20 protein-coding genes are annotated in these 18,174 nt (G+C 68.9%); all 20 read right to left on the minus strand.

The window, feature by feature from the left end:
- Positions 1–3,091 (minus strand): non-ribosomal peptide synthetase (locus QMK24_RS34905; protein WP_283470877.1); only part of this gene is annotated, 3,091 nt, incomplete at its 3' end.
- Positions 3,092–3,251: 160 nt separating this feature from the next.
- The gene (locus QMK24_RS34910; RefSeq protein WP_283470878.1) at positions 3,252–3,458 is read right to left on the minus strand and encodes an MbtH family protein; all 207 of its coding nucleotides are present in this window, start codon (positions 3,456–3,458) and stop codon (positions 3,252–3,254) included.
- A gap of 398 nt (positions 3,459–3,856) precedes the next feature.
- On the minus strand, positions 3,857–4,054 hold the full coding sequence (locus QMK24_RS34915) for an acyl-CoA carboxylase epsilon subunit (protein WP_283470879.1): 198 nt from the start codon (positions 4,052–4,054) through the stop codon (positions 3,857–3,859).
- The gene (locus QMK24_RS34920) at positions 4,051–5,610 is read right to left on the minus strand and encodes an acyl-CoA carboxylase subunit beta (protein ID WP_283470907.1); all 1,560 of its coding nucleotides are present in this window, start codon (positions 5,608–5,610) and stop codon (positions 4,051–4,053) included. The genes QMK24_RS34915 and QMK24_RS34920 overlap by 4 nt, the downstream gene beginning before the upstream one ends.
- 114 nt (positions 5,611–5,724) lie before the next feature.
- Positions 5,725–6,684, minus strand: a complete 960-nt coding sequence (gene fabD / locus QMK24_RS34925) for an ACP S-malonyltransferase (RefSeq protein WP_283470880.1) — start codon at positions 6,682–6,684, stop codon at positions 5,725–5,727.
- Between the two features lie 152 nt (positions 6,685–6,836).
- Complete coding sequence (fabG, locus tag QMK24_RS34930; protein ID WP_283470908.1) at positions 6,837–7,583, minus strand: 3-oxoacyl-[acyl-carrier-protein] reductase; 747 nt, start codon at positions 7,581–7,583, stop codon at positions 6,837–6,839.
- Between the two features lie 92 nt (positions 7,584–7,675).
- On the minus strand, positions 7,676–7,825 hold the full coding sequence (locus tag QMK24_RS34935) for a hypothetical protein (protein WP_283470881.1): 150 nt from the start codon (positions 7,823–7,825) through the stop codon (positions 7,676–7,678).
- An 11-nt stretch (positions 7,826–7,836) separates the two neighbouring features.
- A complete protein-coding gene (locus QMK24_RS34940) occupies positions 7,837–8,472 on the minus strand; it encodes a 2-hydroxychromene-2-carboxylate isomerase (RefSeq protein ID WP_283470882.1) in 636 nt (211 codons plus the stop codon).
- Positions 8,473–8,474: 2 nt separating this feature from the next.
- On the minus strand, positions 8,475–10,256 hold the full coding sequence (locus QMK24_RS34945; RefSeq protein ID WP_283470883.1) for an alpha/beta fold hydrolase: 1,782 nt from the start codon (positions 10,254–10,256) through the stop codon (positions 8,475–8,477).
- Positions 10,253–11,122: a beta-ketoacyl synthase N-terminal-like domain-containing protein gene (locus QMK24_RS34950; protein ID WP_283470884.1), complete on the minus strand. Its 870-nt coding sequence runs from the start codon at positions 11,120–11,122 to the stop codon at positions 10,253–10,255. Before QMK24_RS34950 ends, QMK24_RS34945 begins: the two co-directional genes overlap by 4 nt.
- Positions 11,115–12,218, minus strand: coding sequence for a beta-ketoacyl synthase N-terminal-like domain-containing protein (locus QMK24_RS34955; protein WP_283470885.1), 1,104 nt, complete (start codon positions 12,216–12,218; stop codon positions 11,115–11,117). The genes QMK24_RS34950 and QMK24_RS34955 overlap by 8 nt, the downstream gene beginning before the upstream one ends.
- A gap of 4 nt (positions 12,219–12,222) precedes the next feature.
- A complete protein-coding gene (locus QMK24_RS34960; protein WP_283470886.1) occupies positions 12,223–13,398 on the minus strand; it encodes a beta-ketoacyl synthase N-terminal-like domain-containing protein in 1,176 nt (391 codons plus the stop codon).
- On the minus strand, positions 13,395–14,600 hold the full coding sequence (locus tag QMK24_RS34965; RefSeq protein ID WP_283470887.1) for a beta-ketoacyl-[acyl-carrier-protein] synthase family protein: 1,206 nt from the start codon (positions 14,598–14,600) through the stop codon (positions 13,395–13,397). The genes QMK24_RS34960 and QMK24_RS34965 overlap by 4 nt, the downstream gene beginning before the upstream one ends.
- 4 nt (positions 14,601–14,604) lie before the next feature.
- On the minus strand, positions 14,605–14,868 hold the full coding sequence (locus tag QMK24_RS34970; protein ID WP_283470888.1) for an acyl carrier protein: 264 nt from the start codon (positions 14,866–14,868) through the stop codon (positions 14,605–14,607).
- A 198-nt stretch (positions 14,869–15,066) separates the two neighbouring features.
- Positions 15,067–16,005, minus strand: a complete 939-nt coding sequence (locus QMK24_RS34975) for a 3-hydroxyacyl-ACP dehydratase FabZ family protein (protein ID WP_283470889.1) — start codon at positions 16,003–16,005, stop codon at positions 15,067–15,069.
- On the minus strand, positions 16,002–16,490 hold the full coding sequence (locus tag QMK24_RS34980; RefSeq protein ID WP_283470891.1) for a 3-hydroxyacyl-ACP dehydratase FabZ family protein: 489 nt from the start codon (positions 16,488–16,490) through the stop codon (positions 16,002–16,004). Before QMK24_RS34980 ends, QMK24_RS34975 begins: the two co-directional genes overlap by 4 nt.
- Positions 16,487–16,879: a hypothetical protein gene (locus QMK24_RS34985; protein WP_283470893.1), complete on the minus strand. Its 393-nt coding sequence runs from the start codon at positions 16,877–16,879 to the stop codon at positions 16,487–16,489. The genes QMK24_RS34980 and QMK24_RS34985 overlap by 4 nt, the downstream gene beginning before the upstream one ends.
- Entirely contained in the window at positions 16,879–17,292 is a 414-nt protein-coding gene (locus QMK24_RS34990) for a hypothetical protein (protein WP_283470894.1), read from the minus strand. Before QMK24_RS34990 ends, QMK24_RS34985 begins: the two co-directional genes overlap by 1 nt.
- Positions 17,292–17,666, minus strand: coding sequence for a DsrE family protein (locus tag QMK24_RS34995; RefSeq protein WP_283470895.1), 375 nt, complete (start codon positions 17,664–17,666; stop codon positions 17,292–17,294). Before QMK24_RS34995 ends, QMK24_RS34990 begins: the two co-directional genes overlap by 1 nt.
- Entirely contained in the window at positions 17,647–18,168 is a 522-nt protein-coding gene (locus QMK24_RS35000) for a hypothetical protein (RefSeq protein WP_283470896.1), read from the minus strand. The genes QMK24_RS34995 and QMK24_RS35000 overlap by 20 nt, the downstream gene beginning before the upstream one ends.
- Positions 18,169–18,174 lie beyond the last annotated feature (6 nt).

The raw sequence follows: 18,174 nt of genomic DNA on the forward strand, positions 1-18,174 counted from the left end.
GGTGTTGGGTGAGTTGGGCGACGGTGGGGTGTTCGAAGAGGGTGCGGATGGGGAGTTCGGTGTGGAGGGTGGTGCGGATGCGGCTGACGAGGCGGGTGGCGAGGAGGGAGTGTCCGCCGAGGTCGAAGAAGTTGTCGTCGATGGTGACGGTGGGGAGGTCGAGGGTTTGCGCGAAGAGGGTGCAGAGCTGGTCTTCTTGGGGGGTGCGGGGCGGGCGTCCCGCAGGGTTGTGGGGGGTGTGGGGGGCGGGGAGGGCGCGGTGGTCGAGTTTGCCGTTGGGGGTCAGGGGGAGCTGGTCGAGTTGGACGATGTGGGTGGGGAGCATGTAGTCGGGGAGGTGGGCGGCGGCGTGTTTGCGCAGGGTGTGGGGGTCCAGGGTGGTGCCGGGGGCGGGGACGGCGTAGGCGATGAGGCGTCGGGTGCCGTCGGTTCCGGTGGGCGCGGTGACCGCGACCTGGGTGACGTCGGGATGGGTGGCCAGGGCGGTCTCGATCTCGCCGAGTTCGATGCGGAAGCCGCGGATCTTGACCTGCTGGTCGGCCCGCCCGATGTACTCGAGATTGCCCGAGTCGTCGGTGGTCCAGCGGGCAAGGTCCCCCGTGCGATACATCCGGGCACCGGGAACACCGAAGGGATCAGCGACGAAACGCTCCGCCGTCAACCCCGCACGGCGCAGATAACCGCGGGCCACGCCGTGGCCGCCGATGTACAACTCTCCGGTCGCGCCGGCCGGGGACAGGCGCAGCGCCCCGTCCAGGACATAGACCCGCAGGTCGCCGATGCCCGTGCCGATCAAGCTGCCGCCGCAGGCCGCCGCTTGCGCGCCGTCCAGTGGCAGGTAGCTGACGTGCACGGTGGTCTCGGTGATCCCGTACATGTTGACCAGCAGCGGCGCGTTCTGCGGGTGGCGCTGGTACCAGTCCTTCAGGCGGCCGAGTTCCAGTGCCTCGCCGCCGAAGACCACCACACGCAGTGCCAGCTCACCGCTGAGTGCGGGGTTGTCCTGGTCGGCCTGCATCAACTGGTAGAACGCGGACGGGGTCTGGTTGAGCACCGTGACCCGCTCCCGGACCAGCAGTTCCAGGAACTCCTCGGGCGATCGGCTCACACGGAACGGGACGACGACCAGCCGTCCGCCGTGCAGCAGGGGGCCCCAGATCTCCCAGACGGAGAAGTCGAAGGCGTAGGAGTGGAACATCGTCCAGACATCGTCGGGGCCGAAGTCAAACCACTGCTGGGTCTGCTCGAAGAGCCGGACCACGTTGGAGTGGGGGATCACCACGCCCTTGGGGCGCCCGGTGGAGCCGGAGGTGTAGATCACATATGCCGCGTCGGCGGCGGTGAGCGGTGTCGCCCGTTGCGCGTCGGTGGGATCGGCGCCGGGGTATCCGGCGAGCTCTGCCGCCGCTTCGTCGAGCAGCAGGCACGGCAGGCCGGCGACGGCCTGCTCGGTGACCTCCGCGGTTTCGGCCACGGCCAGCACCAGCGCGGGCCGGGCGTCCGCGACCATGAGGGCCAGCCGGTCGGCGGGATAGGCGGGGTCCAACGGCAGATAGGCCGCCCCCGCCTTGAGTACCGCCAGCAAGGCCACCACCATCTCCGCCGACCTGGGCAGCGCCAGCGCGACGAACTGCTCCGGCCGTACGCCTCGGGCCAGAAGGAGATGGGCCAGCCGGTTGGCCCGCACATTGAGCTCGGCATAGGTCAGCGAGCAGTCTTCAGCGACCACCGCGACAGAATCCGGGCACCGGGCAGCCTGCCGCTCGAACAACTCCGGCAACGTGACCACCGGTATGTCCGGCAGCCCCTCCCGTCCGCCCGCACTCCACTCCGCCAGAATCCGCTGCTGCTCAACCGGCTCCACCACATCGACCCGCCCGGCCAACTGTTCCGGATCAGCAGCGGCCAGGCTGTCCACCAGGGCCAGCAGGTCGCGGTGGTGCCGGTCGACCGTATCGGTGGTGTAGAGGTCGGGGTTGGCGGTGAGCTCCACCAGGAAGCCGCCGTCCGCCTGGGCGAAGACGATCACGGACAGGTCGTCGTCCTGTGCGTGGACGAGCCGGTGTGCGGTGGTCGGCAAGCCGTCGAAGGTCACGATGTCGTCGGCGACCAGGATGTTGAGCCGAGGGCCGAGCAACCGCTGGTCGTCACCGAGCAGCAGCAGGTCCCGGCGGATGTCCTCGTACCGGTAGCGCTGGTGGCGGACGGCGGCCCGCATCTGGACCGAGGTCTGCCGCAGCAGGTCTGCCACCGTCATGTCCGGCCGCACCCCCAGCCGCAGGGCGAGCACGTTGGACACCATTCCGGGGATACTCCGGGCGGTCCGCGTGGTCCGCGCGCCGGTCGAGAGGGCAACCAGCACTTCCGGGTTCCCGGAGAGCCGGTTGAGGTAAAGGGCCAGGGCCGCGCACAGCACTACCGGCCAGGACACACCGGCCTGCCGCCCCAGCTCGCGTACGGCATCCGCCCGGTCGGCCTCGACGCGGAGTGTCCGCTTGAGCAGGAACTGCGGCATGGTGGTCGGGCGTTCGGCCAACAGCGTCGGCTCGGGACAGTCCGCCAGCCGACTGGTCCAGAACTCACGGTCGGCGATGAACTGTTCCGATGCCCGGTAGGCCTCGTCATCCTCGATCAGCTCGGCGAGGGGCCCAAAAGCGTCCTCGTCCGACGGCAGGCCCGCCGCCATCGCCGTGTAGACGGCGGCAAGCCGGCGGGTGACGAGCTGCGCGCCGAACCCGTCCATGATCACGTGGTGGTAGCGGTAGTACCAGAAGTACCGGTCCTCCGCGATCTTGATCAGCGCGAACCGGAAGAACGGCCCTCGGGTGAGGTCAACGGCCTCGGCCAGGTCGGCGTGCATCCAATCCCTGGCGGCCGCTTCGGGCTCGGCCGCCATACCGAGATCCAGCGCAGAGACCGGCCACCGGCTCTCATCACCCACCGGCTGGATGAGCTGCGAGGGTTCCGCGGGGCCGTCGACGAAACGCACCCGGAGCGCGTCGGTCTCCCGCACCACCTGCCGGGCAGCCGCCAGGAACAGCGCCGTGTCGACCGCCCCGTGAATCTCCAGATACCCGCCAGCGTTGAACACGGCGTTAGGCCCGGCCAATTGCTGGGCGTACCAGAGACCGGATTGACCCCCGGTCAACTGAATGGGCCTTATTTCCGAATTTGACATCCGCCAACGAACCCTAATCTCTAGAGACTTTCCACACCGACCATCGGATGGGCGAGAGGACTCGGATTACGCGCTACTTCATCGCCGCTGCGAGACTTTTCGGTCGCAGGTCGGTCCAGTTTTCGTTGATGTAGTCCAAGCACTCCTGGCGGGTGCCCTCACCGAGCGCCACGGCCCAGCCGGCGGGCACCTCGGCAAAACCCGGCCACAGCGAGTGCTGTCCCTCGTCATTGACCAGAACGAGGAAGACTCCGTCTTCGGAATCAAAGGGATTGGCCATGTTCTTAATTCCTCCACGCAGCTCTCCGATAAGGCTCCTACATGTCGCAGATTAGGCTCCTGACATTCACTCGGTCCAGCCCTGATGGGGGTTGAGAGAAAGTACCGGTAGTTCGCCAACCGTGGTGCGTCCCGCTATCAGCGGGTGGCTTCGGAAAGTCGCCCATCCTGGTGCACGGTACGGTCGGATATGGCCCGCCGGGGAGGAAACCGGCCTCCCCCGTGCAGGGGAGGCCGGAGGTGCGGGCCGCCTGTCGGGGGAACAGAGCGGCACCGCAGTCAATGGGGCGGGCCCGGTTTCCGAATCCGGCATCTGCCAACCAGCTCTGACCTTGAGAATTCACGGATCAGCCGCCGGACGGACCAGGCATACCTGCGGAGCATTGGGGGGATTACCGGTTACGCTCTCCAGGAGCTGGCCGGGCGGTACCGGGCTCCGGCCTGCCGGTCCCAGCTGACGCCCGACGGTCCGACCGGGGCGGCACCCCGGTGACGCGCCAAAACGTGCAGCACCACCGTGAGAGCCGCGAGTTCCGCGGCATCCGCGACACCTCGTACGATCCGTACGGCGCCGTCATCGGCGCGTGCCGCCGTCATACCGGGGGGTTTCCGTGCTTGCGGGACGGGAGGTCCGCGTACTTGTGCCGCAGCATGGCCAGGGAGCTGATCAGCACCGCCCGGGTCTGCGCGGGGTCGATGACATCGTCGACGAGCCCGCGCTCGGCCGCGTACAGCGGGTGCATCAGCTCGGTGCGGTACTCCTTGATCTTCTGCTCGCGTACCGCCTCGGGGTCGTCCGCCGCCGCGATCTCCCGCCGGAAGATGACATTCGCCGCGCCCTCGGCGCCCATGACGGCGATCTCGTTGCCCGGCCAGGCCAGGGAGAGGTCGGCACCGATGGAGCGGGAGTCCATGACGATGTACGCCCCGCCGTATGCCTTGCGCATGATCACCTGGACGCGCGGCACAGTGGCGTTGCAGTAGGCGTACAGCAGTTTGGCGCCGTGCCGGATGATGCCGCCGTGCTCCTGCTCCACGCCGGGCAGGAAGCCCGGCACATCGACCAGGGTGACCAGCGGGATGTTGAACGCGTCGCAGAACTGCACGAACCGCGCCGCCTTCTCGGAGGCGTGAATGTCCAGCACCCCGGCCACGGCGCCCGGGTTGTTGGCGACGATGCCCACGACGCGGCCGTCGAGCCGGGACAGGGCGCACACGATGTTGGGCGCCCACAGTTCCTGGATCTCCAGGTACTCCCCGTCGTCGACGATCTCCTCGATCACGGCACGCACATCGTAGGCACGGTTGGCATCTGCGGGGACGATGTCGAGCAACGCCCCGGTCGAGCGGTCGGCAGGGTCCGAGGACTGAACCGCCGGGGGCTGTTCGCGGTTGTTCGCCGGAAGCATCGAGAGCAGGTAACGCACGTCCTCCAGGCACTGCACCTCGTCGTCGTAGGCGAACGCCGCCACGCCTGAGATCCCCGCATGGACATCGGCGCCACCGAGTCCGTTCTGCGACACCTTCTCCCCGGTGACCGCCTGCACCACGTCGGGCCCCGTGATGAACATCTGCGAGGTCTCACGGACCATGAAAACGAAGTCCGTCAGCGCGGGTGAGTACGCCGCGCCGCCCGCACACGGGCCGAGCATCACGCTGATCTGCGGAATCACCCCGGAGGCAGCGGTATTGCGCTGGAAGATCCCGCCGTAACCGGCGAGGGCGCTGACACCCTCCTGGATGCGGGCGCCCGCACCGTCATTGAGGCTGACCAGTGGAGCGCCGGCCGCATGCGCCAGGTCCATCACCTTGTGGATCTTCTCCGCGTGGGCCTCGCCCAGTGCGCCGCCGAAGATGCGGAAGTCGTGCGCATAGACGAAAACCGTCCGCCCGTAGACGGTCCCCCAGCCGGTGATGACACCGTCGGAGTACGGACGGCGGTTCTCCAGGCCGAAACCGGTCGCCCGGTGCCGCCTCAGCGCCTCGATCTCGGTGAACGACCCCTCGTCCAGCAGCAGTTCGACGCGCTCGTGCGCGGTCAGCTTGCCCTTGGCGTGCTGGCGCTCGGTGGCCGCCCGGTCGGGGCCCTGTCGGACCGATTCCTTCAGCCCGGCGAGTTGGTCGATCCGCCCGCTCATGGGCCCTTGCATCATCTGCCGGGCGGCAATGGTCTTCACGGGCGCCGGGGCGCCTCGCTCGGACAGGTCCGTGGCGGGTCGGCCGCCTGCTGTTCGCATGATCCACACTCCTCGTCGGCAACACGTTGGTCAGGCGGCGGTCTCGACCGACGCGAACTCCGCGAGCGTCTGGGCCAGCCGGCGCTCGTCGTTCGTCGCGCGGACCGGGACTTCCGGGGCGGTGCGGCGGCACAGGCCGCCCAGGGCCCGGCCCGGCCCGACCTCGATGAACCGGCCGGCGCCGTCGGCGGCCAGGCGCCGCACCGTATCGGTCCACCGCACCCGGCCGGTCAGTTGCCTGCGCAGGCAGGACACGGCGTCCCGCGCACTGGTGACATAGTCCGCCGTGACTCCGGAGACGAACGGGATCCGCGGTTCCCTGAAGGGGATGCGGGAGAGTTCCGCGGCGAACTCCTCCTCGATTCCCGCCATCAGGCTGCAGTGAAACGGGGCCCCCACCGCGAGCTCCACCACCTTCATCGCCCCGCGCCGCTCGGCTTCCCGCCGGACCCACGCCACCGCGTCCGCTTGTCCGGAGACAACGGCCTGCCCTGGCTCGTTGTCGTTGGCGACCTCGACGATCTGGCCGGTCTCGGCCGCGCCCTCGGCGCAGATCTCCTCGACCGTCCCCAGGCCGAGGCCGATCACCGCGGCCATGCTGCCGGGCACGTCCCGGTTGACGGCCTCCATGAGCTCCCCGCGGCGGCGCACCAGGCGCAGGGCGTCGGTCCAGTCGAGTACGCCCGCGGCCACCATCGCCGTGTACTCGCCGAGGCTGTGGCCGGCGACGACGTCGGGCCGGGCACCGCGCCCGCGCAGCACCTCCAGCGTCGCCAGGCTGGTGAGAAAGACCGCGGGCTGGGTGACGGAGGTGTCCCGCAGCACTTCAGCGGGGCCCTCCCAGCAGGTCGCGGACAATGGGAAGGAAAGGATCTCGTCGGCCGGGCGGTAGTACAGGTCGAGCAGGTCGGGCCGCTCCTCGATGAGGTGCAGGCCCATGCCCACCCGCTGTGAGCCCTGGCCGGGGAAGACGAACGCGGTCTTGTCCACTGGGAACTGCCCCTCGTGATGTGGCGTCTGCGCTGCGGTGTCAGACGATCGGTCCAGGCTGCGCCCCGCGGGACGCAGGGACGGCGATCACGGCGGGCTCGGGCACGACGCTCTCACCGTGGGTCTCCCCGCCGCCGCGACGGGAACACAGGTCACAGCACAACCCCGCCGTCGATCTGGATGACCTCGCCAGTGATGTAGGCGGCCTTGTCGGAGACCAGGAACGAGACGAGGTCCGCCACCTCCGCCGCGCCGCCGTACCGCTTGAGCGGGATCGCCTTGAGCGCGGTGGCGCGCACCTTCTCCGGCAGGGCCTTGGTCATGTCGGTCTCGATGAAGCCGGGAGCGACGGCGTTCACGCGGATGCCATAGGGCGCGACCTCCTTGGCCAGCGCGGCGCTCATGCCCTGGATGCCGGCTTTGGAGGCGGAGTAGTTGGTCTGAGTGGGGTTGCCGTACACGCCGGCGATGGAGGACATGTTGACGATGACCCCTTCCTTGCGCTTCATGAAGCTGAAGCACACGGAGCGGCAGAAGTTGAATGTGCCGCTGAGGTTGGTGTCGATGACGGCGCGCCAGTCGTCGACCGGCATCAGGACCAGGGGGTTGTCGCGCACGATGCCCGCCGAGTTGACGAGCACATGGACCGGGCCGAGCTCCTTGGCGGCCTGCGCCACGAACTGCTCCACGGAGTCGAAGTCGGCGACGTCGCACGGCGCGTGGTAGACATCCGCGCCGTTCTCGCGCACGAGTTTCTCGGTCTCGGCGGCCGCTTCGGTGCCGCTGCGGTAGCAGAAGGCGATGTTGTAGCCGTCTGCGGCGAGTTGCACCGCCACGGCCCTGCCGATTCCACGAGATCCACCGGTGACGATGGCCAAACGGCGTTCGGTCACTGTGATTGCCCTTCCTGGGTTGCCGCCACTGGTGCGGAGGTGTTCGGTGTGGTGAGTGCGGTGACCGTGCCGCGGACGCGGCGCGGGAGGCGCGGCTGTCAGCCGCAGCCACCCGCGGTGTCGACATCCATGGCGCCGGGTCGCTCCAGGAGTTCCTGCGGAATCCCGTCCAGCGGGTCCGCACCCCACGCCGTGTCGACCAGCGGGTACGGCACGGGCTCGGTCGTCGCGGTCTGCGTTGTCGTCATGACGGTGCTCCTCATGCCTTACTCGCGGTGGCCAGCGCCTGTTGCAGCGCTGCCAGGAAGTCCTCGAGCCGGTCGCGGCCCCAGAAGCGGTGCCGGCCGATCTTGAAGTAGGGGACGCCGAAGATGTCGTCCTCGTAGATCTGCATGAGCGCCGCCGTGCCCTGCTCGCGGATGTGCGCCTCTTCGGGCGCCATGACCAGCGCGTCCCCAGGGAGCCCGGCTTCGTCGCAGACCCGGCGCAGCAGGTCGCGGTCGCAGATGTTCTCGCCGCGCTCCCAGCGGGCCGTCATGACGGCCTCGTAGTACTCCTTGTGCACGCCGAGTTCCTTGGCCTTGAACCAGGCCAGGTGGGGCAGGTCCCACCACTCGTCGCCCTTGTCGATCGGCCACTTCATCTCGTAGCCGAACTTCGCGGCCAGGCGCTTGGTGTCGTTCAGGATGTACAGGTGCTTGGCCTTGCTCATGGCCACGTAGTGGAACTCGCCGCCCTGCGCCTCCAGCGCTGCCACGCTGTGCTCGTCCGGCTCGGAGAACGGCACGTATTCGATGAGTTCATGGGCGTTGGGCAGGCTCTCCTCCAGCTGGCGCACGGCCATCCAGCTGAACGGGCTGCGCAGGGAGAAGTACAGGCGCGGCGGCTTCCTCATCCTCACTTCGCACCACCCCGCAGCGAGGTCTGCACAGCTTCGTCGAGGACCGCGACGGTGCCGGCCAGTTCGCCGCGGCTGATTGCGTAGCCGTGCATGATGGTGCCGGTCGCGGCGCGTTCCAGGTGGTTCCCGCGGCGTACATAGCAGTCCATCCGCGCGGTGTACATCGTGTCGCGCAGGATCTCGTCCACCGTGAAGACCGTGTGCACGGTCTCCTCCATCCAGACGTCGGAGAGCATCTGCACGCGGGCCCGGGAGACCACCGGAATCCAGCCGCGCTCCTCCAGCAGCCCTCCGACGGACAGGCCCTGGGCGTACAGGTAGCGGTCCACGACCTCCTCGAGGGTGCGCACATAAGCGGAGTGCTGCAGCCGGTCGGAGAAGTGGCAGTAGTAGTACGGAGCCCGCCAGGACCACAGCATCGAGCCGGAGCCTTCCGGCGCCAGTACGTCGGCGACCTCCTGGCCGTCCTCGATCGCCAAGATGGCCTGCTGGGCGTTGTCCAGCGCCCCGATGTCGGGGACGACGTAGGGTTCCAGGAACGCCGGGACCGGCTCGGTGCCCGACCCGTCCTTGACGGTGACGAGTGCGACGCGGACCTTGCCTTTGAGGGCGGTGACCGTCCTGCCGTCGCGCTCCACGGTCAGCGTGACGTTGAACGGTGCGCCCTGACCCGGCTTGGCCTTGGCCTTGGCCGATACGATGGTGGCGTAGACCTGCTCGTCCGCCTCGAGGGCGACCGGCAGCTGGACCGAGGAGTCGACGATCTCCAGGCCCAGGCCGTACGTGTGGTAAAGCGAGCGGGCGCCGACGCCTCGGTCCCTGAAGTACTGCAGGATCCCTTCCTCGACCAGGTACATGAAGTGCTTGAACCCGATCCAGGTGCGGATGTTCGCACCTTCATAGCGCGGCATTCCCACATAGCTCGTGGGCTCTCCGTCGAGCAGCTCGGTCATGGTCGGTTCTCCTTGTGAGTGGTCGGTGGGCCAGGCAGAGGTGTCCCGCAGGAAAGCGCCTGCCTCCTGGCTCATCTCGTGCGCCTGCGCGATGTGGCAGAAGTGCCCGTAGCCCGGCGTCAGCCGTACCGTGGCGGCCGGCATGGCCTTGTCCAGGGCGGCGGCACGCATCGGGGTGAGCCCTTCGTCCCGTGTGCCGGCCAGCACGAGCGTCGGCACGCTGATCCGAGTCAGGTCCAGACCGCCGGAGGCCTCGAACTCCTGGTAGAAGACCGGGAATCCCGCGGGCACCGCCCGCTCCAGGAGCTTTTGCTCCATCAATGAGCGGATCTCCGGGTCCATCCGCGATCCCCTCGGGCCCAGCGACAGGTGCAGCCCGTCCACGAGCACCCTGCGGAACGCCGCCTGGGAACGCAGCCGCAGTGGTTCGGACAGGGCGAATCCGGCGGGCCGGTAGAACGGCGCGGCCAGCACGACAGCGGAGAGTTTCCGATTCGCGCCGTCCTCCATCGTCGACAGATATTCCAGGATGGCGTTCGCGCCGAAGGAGTGGCCGAGCAGGACGTCCGGCTGTTCGGGGACCAGTTCCAGGGCCCGGCGCAGCCACTGTGCCGGGCTGCCCTGCGCACGCCAGGCGTAGGTGTTGCCGCCGTGCCAGGGCATCTGGAGCGCGTAGGTGGTGTAACCCTCCAGCCGCTCGGCCAGGTGATGCCAGTTGCGCCAGGAGTCCTCGATGCCGTGTACGGCAACCAGCGGCGGCCCCTCCCCCGGCCCGCGCCACACCTCCATCCCGTCGGCGGCGGCCACCTGGGTCCACCCGTTCATACCGCCGCTCCCGCGTGAGCGTGGCGGACGAGCTCCAGGCTCGCCCAGCCGTCCTCGGTGTCACCGCAGCCGACGGTGACGGGCGCGGTGTCAGGTCCGCTCCCGGCCAGGCGGGAGGCGGCCACAGCGAGCCGCACGATGCCGGCGGCACCGTACATTTCACCGGGTTCCGGTCCCGCCACGGGTACCGGATCGCTGTGCCGCCCTACCGGTCCGCACAGCAGGCCGCTCGGCTCGGGCCAGGCTCCGGGAACACCGAGCAGGACACATCCGGCCGCGGCCGCCAGCGTCTCCCCCGGTTCCGGACGCAGTGCGGCCAGTCGGGCGGCGACCGGGTCCGCGGGTTCGACCCCGACCACAACGGCCTTGTCCGCGCGTCCGGACAGCAGCAGCAACCGCGCCAGGCGTATCGCGTCCAGACCGGCTGTCGCGCCGCTGCACACGGTCAGATTGGGGCCGGTGAAGCCGTACCAGATGGCGATCGTGCTGGCGATGACGTTGCTGGAGGCGTTCGGGGCGTCCATCGGGCTGACCACGGAACCGGAGCGCTCGCGCATGTCCGTCAGTACGGTGCACACCGTCTCGACGTTGCCGAAGTTGGAGGCGACGACGACCGCGGTGCCCGCGGCGCCGGGCAGCGGCTCGGTGGGGCGCCCCGGCGGAAGACCCAGTGCGCGGTGGACCGCGCACAGCGCCAGCCTGGTAGCGGGTTCTTTGCCCAGCAGCCCTTTTCTACCCAGCACTTCCTTGGCCCGCTCGGGCGGGCAGGCCGGCTCCGCGGGAGAACCCGGAAGGTCGGTCCCGGCCCAGCCGGGGGCATGCACGGCCCAGCCGTCCACCGCGAGCAGTCTGCTGCGCTCAGGCATCACAGGCCTCCAGGATCACCACTGCGTTGACTCCGCCGAACCCGAAGGCGTTCACCTGAGCCATCCGGGGACGCGCCGCCAGCGGCTGCCCGTGAACGAGGTTGAGCTTCTCGGCCTCCGCGATCGGGGTGCGCAGGCCGACAACCGGAGGCACCACGCCGGCGCCCATGGCGCGGAGCGCCACCAGGACGCTCATCAGCGCGGCGCCGCCTGAGGTGTGCCCGATGGCGCCCTTGATCGCGGTGACGGGCGGCCCGTCGGGGCCGAACGTCTCCAGCAGGGCGGCGGCCTCGGTGGGATCATTGAGCCCGGTGGCGGTGCCGTGTGCGAGGACCAGGCCGATCTCCTCCGGGGTCACCCCGGCACGGCGGTGCGCGTCTCGCATCGTGGCGACGATGCCGGAGAGGTCGGGCGCGGTCTCGTGGTGGGCGTCGCAGCCCAGACCGACACCGCGCAGCAGTCCGAGCGGGGCACGGCCGTCACCCGTCCGCTCCACCACGACGGCGACCGCGCCTTCGCCGAGCAACACTCCCTCGCGGTTCGCGTCGAAGGGCCGTACTGTGTCGGCCGTGGTGGTACCCACCCGGCCGATCATGGTGAGCATGGATTCGGTCATCGTGTCGCAGCCCGCAGCCACCACCGCGTCGGCCTCGCCCAGTTCGAGCAGGTCGGCGGCGAGAGCGAGCGCGTAGCCGGAGGCGGCACAAGCGTTGGCGAGGGTGTGTACCTCGGTGACGCCGGGCGCCACCGAGCGGACCGCTTCGGCGAAATGCGTCTGCGCCAGCCGGAGCTCGGCGCCGTCGGCATGCCACTGCTCCACGGCGCGGTGCTCGCGCATGCCGGTGCCGACGATCACGGCGACCCGTCGCACGGCCGGGTCCACCCCCGCGTTGTCGAGGGCTTCGCGCACACAGCGGGCGAGCCACCTGCCGGCCAGCCGCGCGCCACCGGCCGGGACGGCATCCGCGTCATCGATGCTGTACGCGTAACGGACATTGAGCTTGTCCGGGTCGCCGCAGCGCAGCGGGGAGACCCCGCTGCGCCCGGCGAGCAGCGCCTCGAAGGTGTCGTCCAGGCCGCCCACGCAGGTGATCATGGAGCTACCCGTTATCGCCACCGTCACGGCTCCACCCCCTGACGACAGCGGCGCCTGCCGCGCCATCGGCGGAACGCGTGGTGATCACCGATATCTCACCGTCCCGGGCCGGCTCGGCGCGGTGCCGGGCAAGCAGTGCGGCGAGTTGGAAGGCACCTGAGGCGCTGAACGCCTCTCCGGTGGCCTCCTTGACGCGCAGTCGGGGCACCTCGGCGCCGAGCACGGAGGTGATCGCCGCTTCCTCGGCATCGTCGAGGCGGGACATTCCGTTGGCGGCGGTGGCCACAGTGGTGACCTGGTCCGTGGTGACTCCGGCCCGTTCCAGCGCCCGTGCCAGGCAGGTGGCCAAACCCCGGGTGAATGTATCGTCGGGGCCCGGCGGGTCGAAGACCCCGACCTCGACGGCGAGCACTTCGGCGTCGATTCGCCGCCCGGCGGCACGCACCGCGACGGCGTCCTCGACCACGAAGACCGCTGCGCCCTCACCCGGCGGCAGGTTCCCGCCCTCGGTGGACTGCGCGTAGTGCACGGCCCAGGCCGACTGCGGGCTGAACTCCTCGACGGAGCCCACCAGCAGGGCGTCCGCATAACCGCATCCGATGAGGTTGCGGCTGTAGCGCAGCACATTGAGCATGGCCAGCGGACCGCCCGCGATCGTGGCGTTCGCTCCCTGCAGGCCGTACCAGATACCGGCCTGGCCGGCAGCGCAGTTCATCACCGCGTTGGGGAACAACAGCGGGTTGACCAGGTAGGGACGGTCCTGGACGAAGGTGTCGCGGCTGTAGTCGCTGGTCGACTTGGCGCTTCCCGCGGTGGTGCCCAGGGTGATGCCGATCCTGGCGCGGTTGTCGTCGTTGATGTCGAGGTCGGTGTCGGACAGCGCCTCCTTGCACGCGACCATGCTGAGCGCGGTGCTGCGGTCGAAGAACGAAGTGCCCTTGCGGCCGAGGTGATCGCGGACCTTGAAGTCCACCAGCGCGTGGGCGTGGCTGCCCGGCAGCTGCTCCTCGAACATGCCGCTGACGTCGGCGGGTTCGGCGTGCTGCTCGTTGATCGCGGCGGCGAGGGCCCGCGGTCCTATACCGGCACCGGACAGGACGCCGAAGCCGGTGATGGCCAGGACCCGGGGGCCGGCCGGGGCCGGAACGGTTCCGGGCGCGAGTTCCGTGGCGGCGGTCACGAGAACCTCCCCAGCATGACGATGGCGTTGTTGCCGCCGAACGCGAATCCGTTGACTTGGGCGATCCGCACATCGGCGGTCCGCGCCTTGTTGGGGACAGGGTCGATCCTGGGCATGTCCGGGTCCGGGGTGTTGAAGTTGATGGTGGGCGGCAGGAATGATCCGACAATGCCGAGTACCGAGGCGATGGCGGCCAGACCGCTGGCGGCGCCCATGGTGTGACCGAGCATCGACTTGGTGGAGCTGATCGGCGGCGGATTGTCGCCGAAGACATCGACCACCGCGCCGGCCTCTACGATGTCGTTCGTCGGGGTGCCGGTGCCGTGGGCGCAGATGTAGTCCACTTCCGACGCCTTGACTCCGGCGTTGTAGTGAGCCAGGCGCATGCATTCGGCGATGCTGGCCCGGTTCGGAGCGACCATGTGGTTGGCGTCGCAGTTCAGCCCGTAACCGAGAACCTCGGCATGGATGCGGGCACCGCGGGCCTGCGCGGACTCCAGGCTCTCCAGGAACATCGCAGCTCCGCCCTCTCCGGTGATGATCCCGGACCGGTTCTTGTCAAACGGCGAGCAGGCCTTCTCCGTGAGCGCCCCGAGGCGGTAGAAGCCCGCGTGCGACCAGCGGCCGACCGAGTCTGCGCCGCCGGCGATCATGTAGTCGGCTTCGCCGGTCCTGATCAGGTCGTAGGCATAGCCGAGGGCATAGTTGCTGGCGGAGCAGGCAGTGGACAGCGTCACCGCGTCGCCGGTCAGCCGCAGTTCCCGGTTGACCGCATGGGACAGCCGGGCGCTGGACACTTGGCGTACGAGTCTGGAGTCGAGGCCGTCGAGGCCGGCGGTCAGGCTGTCGCCGGTGAGCCGTTCGAGTACCTGCGACTCTCCGCCGGTGGTGCCCATGCTCGATCCGGCTCGGGCCGCAGCCAGTTCGTCCTCGTCGATTCCGGCATCCGCGACCGCAAGGCGGGCCGCGGATGCCGCGAAGAGGCTGGTACGGCCCCACTCATCGATGGACAGCCGCCGGACCATGTCCTCCGGCCGGAAGTCGTGCACTTCGCCGGCCATGTAGTAAGGGAAGCCGCTCGTGTCGAAACACTTGATCGGGGAGACGCCGCTGACGCCCTCGCGCAGCGCCGTGCCATAGGCGAGCGCTCCGATCCCGATGCTCGACACAGGCCCCAGGCCGGTGATGACTACCCGTCGCATGGTTTCAGCCCAGCCAGCCGGCGTGCTGCGCCAGGATGTTGTAGACCTCGGTCAGATTAACCATCTTGGGCAGCTCCGACTGCGGTATCTCGACCTTGTACTTCTTCTCGAGGCGGGCGAGGATCTCGATCGCACGGAGCGAATCGGCCTCGTACTCCTCGACGAAGAGACCGGCGTCGGCGATCTCCTCGGGCTCCAACTCGAGCACCTCCGCGACAATCTCGCGGATTTCATCGAGCTGCTCCTGCTTGTTAGCGACAGTCGTCATTTCCTGTACACCTTCCATTAGTTGCCCCAGCCGACTTGAATTTCTCATTCGGCCGCTATTCACATTAGCCGCCGAGTGGCGCCTGTTCCACCTGTCATGGGCGTTCACTATGAGAGCGGGAGAATCGTCGTGCGAATGCCATGGCACCTTGCGATGCGGAATTCCCGAATACGGCGGCGGGAGAGCGGGGCTTCGCGCTCAGGGAGCGGCCCGTACGTCCGCCCGCGGGCGGTTGACCGCGATGAGCTGGTCGACCACGGCCACACATTGCGCACCCGCCCAGATCTCTCCCGACAGGAAGGCCGCACCGGAGGACAGTTGTTCCAGCCGGACCACATGCCGCATCGTCTCACCGGGCTGTACGCCACCTGCGAAGCGACAGCCCCGCATCGCCGCGAGCATCAGGACGCCGTCCGGGACACCCGCTCCGGTACTGGCGAGCCACAGCAATGCCGCGCTCTGCCCGAACGACTCGAAGACCAGCGAGCGGGGGTAGGCGTACCCGGCCGCTGACAGTCCTTCGGGCAGTGACTGATAGCAGGGTTCGCTTCCGGTGACCGCTTTCACGGTGGAGATTCGCCGGCCGGGGTCGAGCGAATCCACCCGGTCCACCAGCAGCATCGGATGCCGTACCGGCAGCAGCTCGCGGATGCGGACGTGATCGATCACCGGTGCGCCGTCCACCGGTTCCGGGGGCGCGGTGGGCGCCGTGATCGCGTCCGCCTCTCCTGGGACTCCGACCAGCACCTTCAACCTCGCCACCGGCGTGCCGTCCGCCCGCGTGCACCGCGCGTCGATCGCCCAGCGCGCCCCATCGGGCTGCGGTTCGACCGCCGCGTCGAGAGTGATCTCGTCACCGCCCAGCATGGGGGCGAGGAGTCTGGCCGAGCGCACCTGGAGCAGTTCCGGTGGATCCGCGAGATCGAAGGCCCGGGCCACCGCCTGCCGAAGCCCCTCGAGCAGGAAGACCGCCGGCAGCATGGTCAGCCCAGGGAAGTGGCCGGCCATGTACGGATCCTCGATGGTGACGAGCTTGGAGGCGCGCAGCCGCGGTCCGGCCCCCTGCTCCAGCAGTTCGACGCGGTCCACCGCTAGCAACGGTGCGGCGAATGGCAGTTCACGTACGGCCGCCGTCATATCAGCACCTGTGTAAGAGGGTTCAGGACCCCGCTGGGACGCAGAGCGGTCATCACGCTGTCCACGGCAAGCACCTCCCGTCCGTCCAGAGCGGTAGTCGTTCCCTCGAAGAACCACGTCCCCTGCAGTGCGCGGCTGATCCGTACCTCGTGGCGCAGCAGCTCACCGGGGAACACCTCTCCGTGTATACGGATCCCTGAGATGCCGCCGAACAAGGCCACTTGCCCTTCCACCACGTCACGCGGCTGGTCCCATGCGGCCAGCAGCGCGGCGCTCTGGCACCAGGACTCGACCACGAGCGCCGTCGGATAGGCGTAGCCGGCGTCCGGGGTGTGCTCGGGCAGTTCCTGGTACCACGGCTCGTTACAGGTCACCGCCTTGACGCAGACGATCCGGTCCCCTGGCTCGATCTCGAGCACCCGGTCCACGAGGAGAACGGGAAAGCGGTGCGGGATGAGCGCCTTGAGCGTTCCAACGCCGTTCATACGAACCACACTCCGTCGTACTCGGACCAGCGGGCAGCCAGTTCATTGGTGTCCAGACAGTCCACACCCGGTACCAGATCCAGCGGTCCGAAGCCCAGGGCGCGCAGGTCCGGCTCATCGACCATGACGGGGACGCCCTCGGCGACCAGCTGACGTACCGAGTTCCGGTAGTCCGGCAGTGTCTCCAGGCGCAGCGGCCCGAACTCGACGACCGGCAGGTAGGCGTCCTCGTCCACCGCCAGGGTGACCGCCGCGCCGCGCAGCGCGAGGGCCACCCCGCCCAGTTGGGCACGGAAGTCGAGGATGCCGTACAGGGCATCGAAGAACTGCACCTCGACAGAGCCCCGGTAGGCCCGGTCGATCACTCCGAGCACGCGGTAGCCGGACATCAGGCACCTCCGATGAAGACGGTGTTCTCCGCGCCCTGGATGGTGGAGACAAAGCGCATGGGCGAACGGAAGCGCACCTCGTCGATGTGCTGCGTGGCGCCGCGCTCCGCGCTGCAGGCTGTGCACGCGATCCAGGCGAACCGCCCGGGATTGGCCGCCAGCATGTCCCGCACGATGCGTGAGCTGGAGGGGTAGACACCCTCCGGGTCGCGGGTGTTCACCAGTTTCGTCTCGCCGTGCGTGGTCTGCGTCAGCATGTTGGCGTAGCCGCAGGCCCACAGCCGGACGGTTCTGCCCTCGTCGAGCACGGCCTGGGCCAGCCGCAGGGCCGAGGTGATCACGTCGTTGGAATGCGGGGCGGCGGTGACGACGAGCAGCAGGTCCCAGCGGCGCTGGGTGATCGTGGCGGCCATCAGTGCCACACATTCCGGCAGCCCTCGGACAGCAGCAGCCGTGCCGCAGAGTCCATGCCTGTCACGGTCACGTGGGGCGACAGTTTCCGGGCGCTGAGCGCGCGTTGTGCCGCAGAGAAGTCGTCCACCCAGACCTGGGCGCCCAGTTCGGCCAGGCGCTCCAGCTGGGGCGCTCCTGGCGCCGCGGCGAAGACACCGTCCTGCACCAGGAACACGCAGACCTCGTGGCCTGCTTCCGCGAGCACGCGGGCATCGTCCAGGAACCGGCCGGCGTTCGGTCCGGCCCATGGTCCCTGGCTTTCAATCAGCAGGTAACGTGACGGATCGTTCACGAGCTGTACAGCCTCCTCCCGGTCATTGCGGCGCCGCGGCATCGCGTTCGGCCAGCGCCTTCAGGGTCAGCAGTTGTTTGCGCATGATGACGGTGTCGCCGACCGCGAGCACCGATGCCCGGATCCGCGCCAGGCCCGTCGGTGCGGCCGCGTTGAGCCGTACGACCAGCCGACTGGCCCCAGTTGCCCGGGGAACGACCTGGTAGGTCACCGCGATCACGCCATAGGCGCGGCGCGCCGCGGGGTAGGTGACACCGGTGAGGTGGCTGCCGGGTTCGAAGTCGACGAGGTCGAAGGCGAGGAAGCGCTGGCCGATCGCCAGGTTCTCCGCACCGGGGGTGAGCGTCCGGCTGCTGCTGTGCAGCCGGCCATAGGTGTACGCACCGGTCCTCACCTGGCACAGCCACCGGAATGTCAGCGGGACCGGCGCGTCGACGTCGATAGCACGGTGGAAGCTGAGGTACGGCTTCGGCAGGTGTTCGTCGCACGGGTAACTGGCCGCACATTCCTGCTCGGTGGCTCCCCACGAGTGTGTACTGAACATCAGAAC

This window comes from Streptomyces sp. PH10-H1 (assembly GCF_030063355.1).
GTDB lineage: Bacteria > Actinomycetota > Actinomycetes > Streptomycetales > Streptomycetaceae > Actinacidiphila.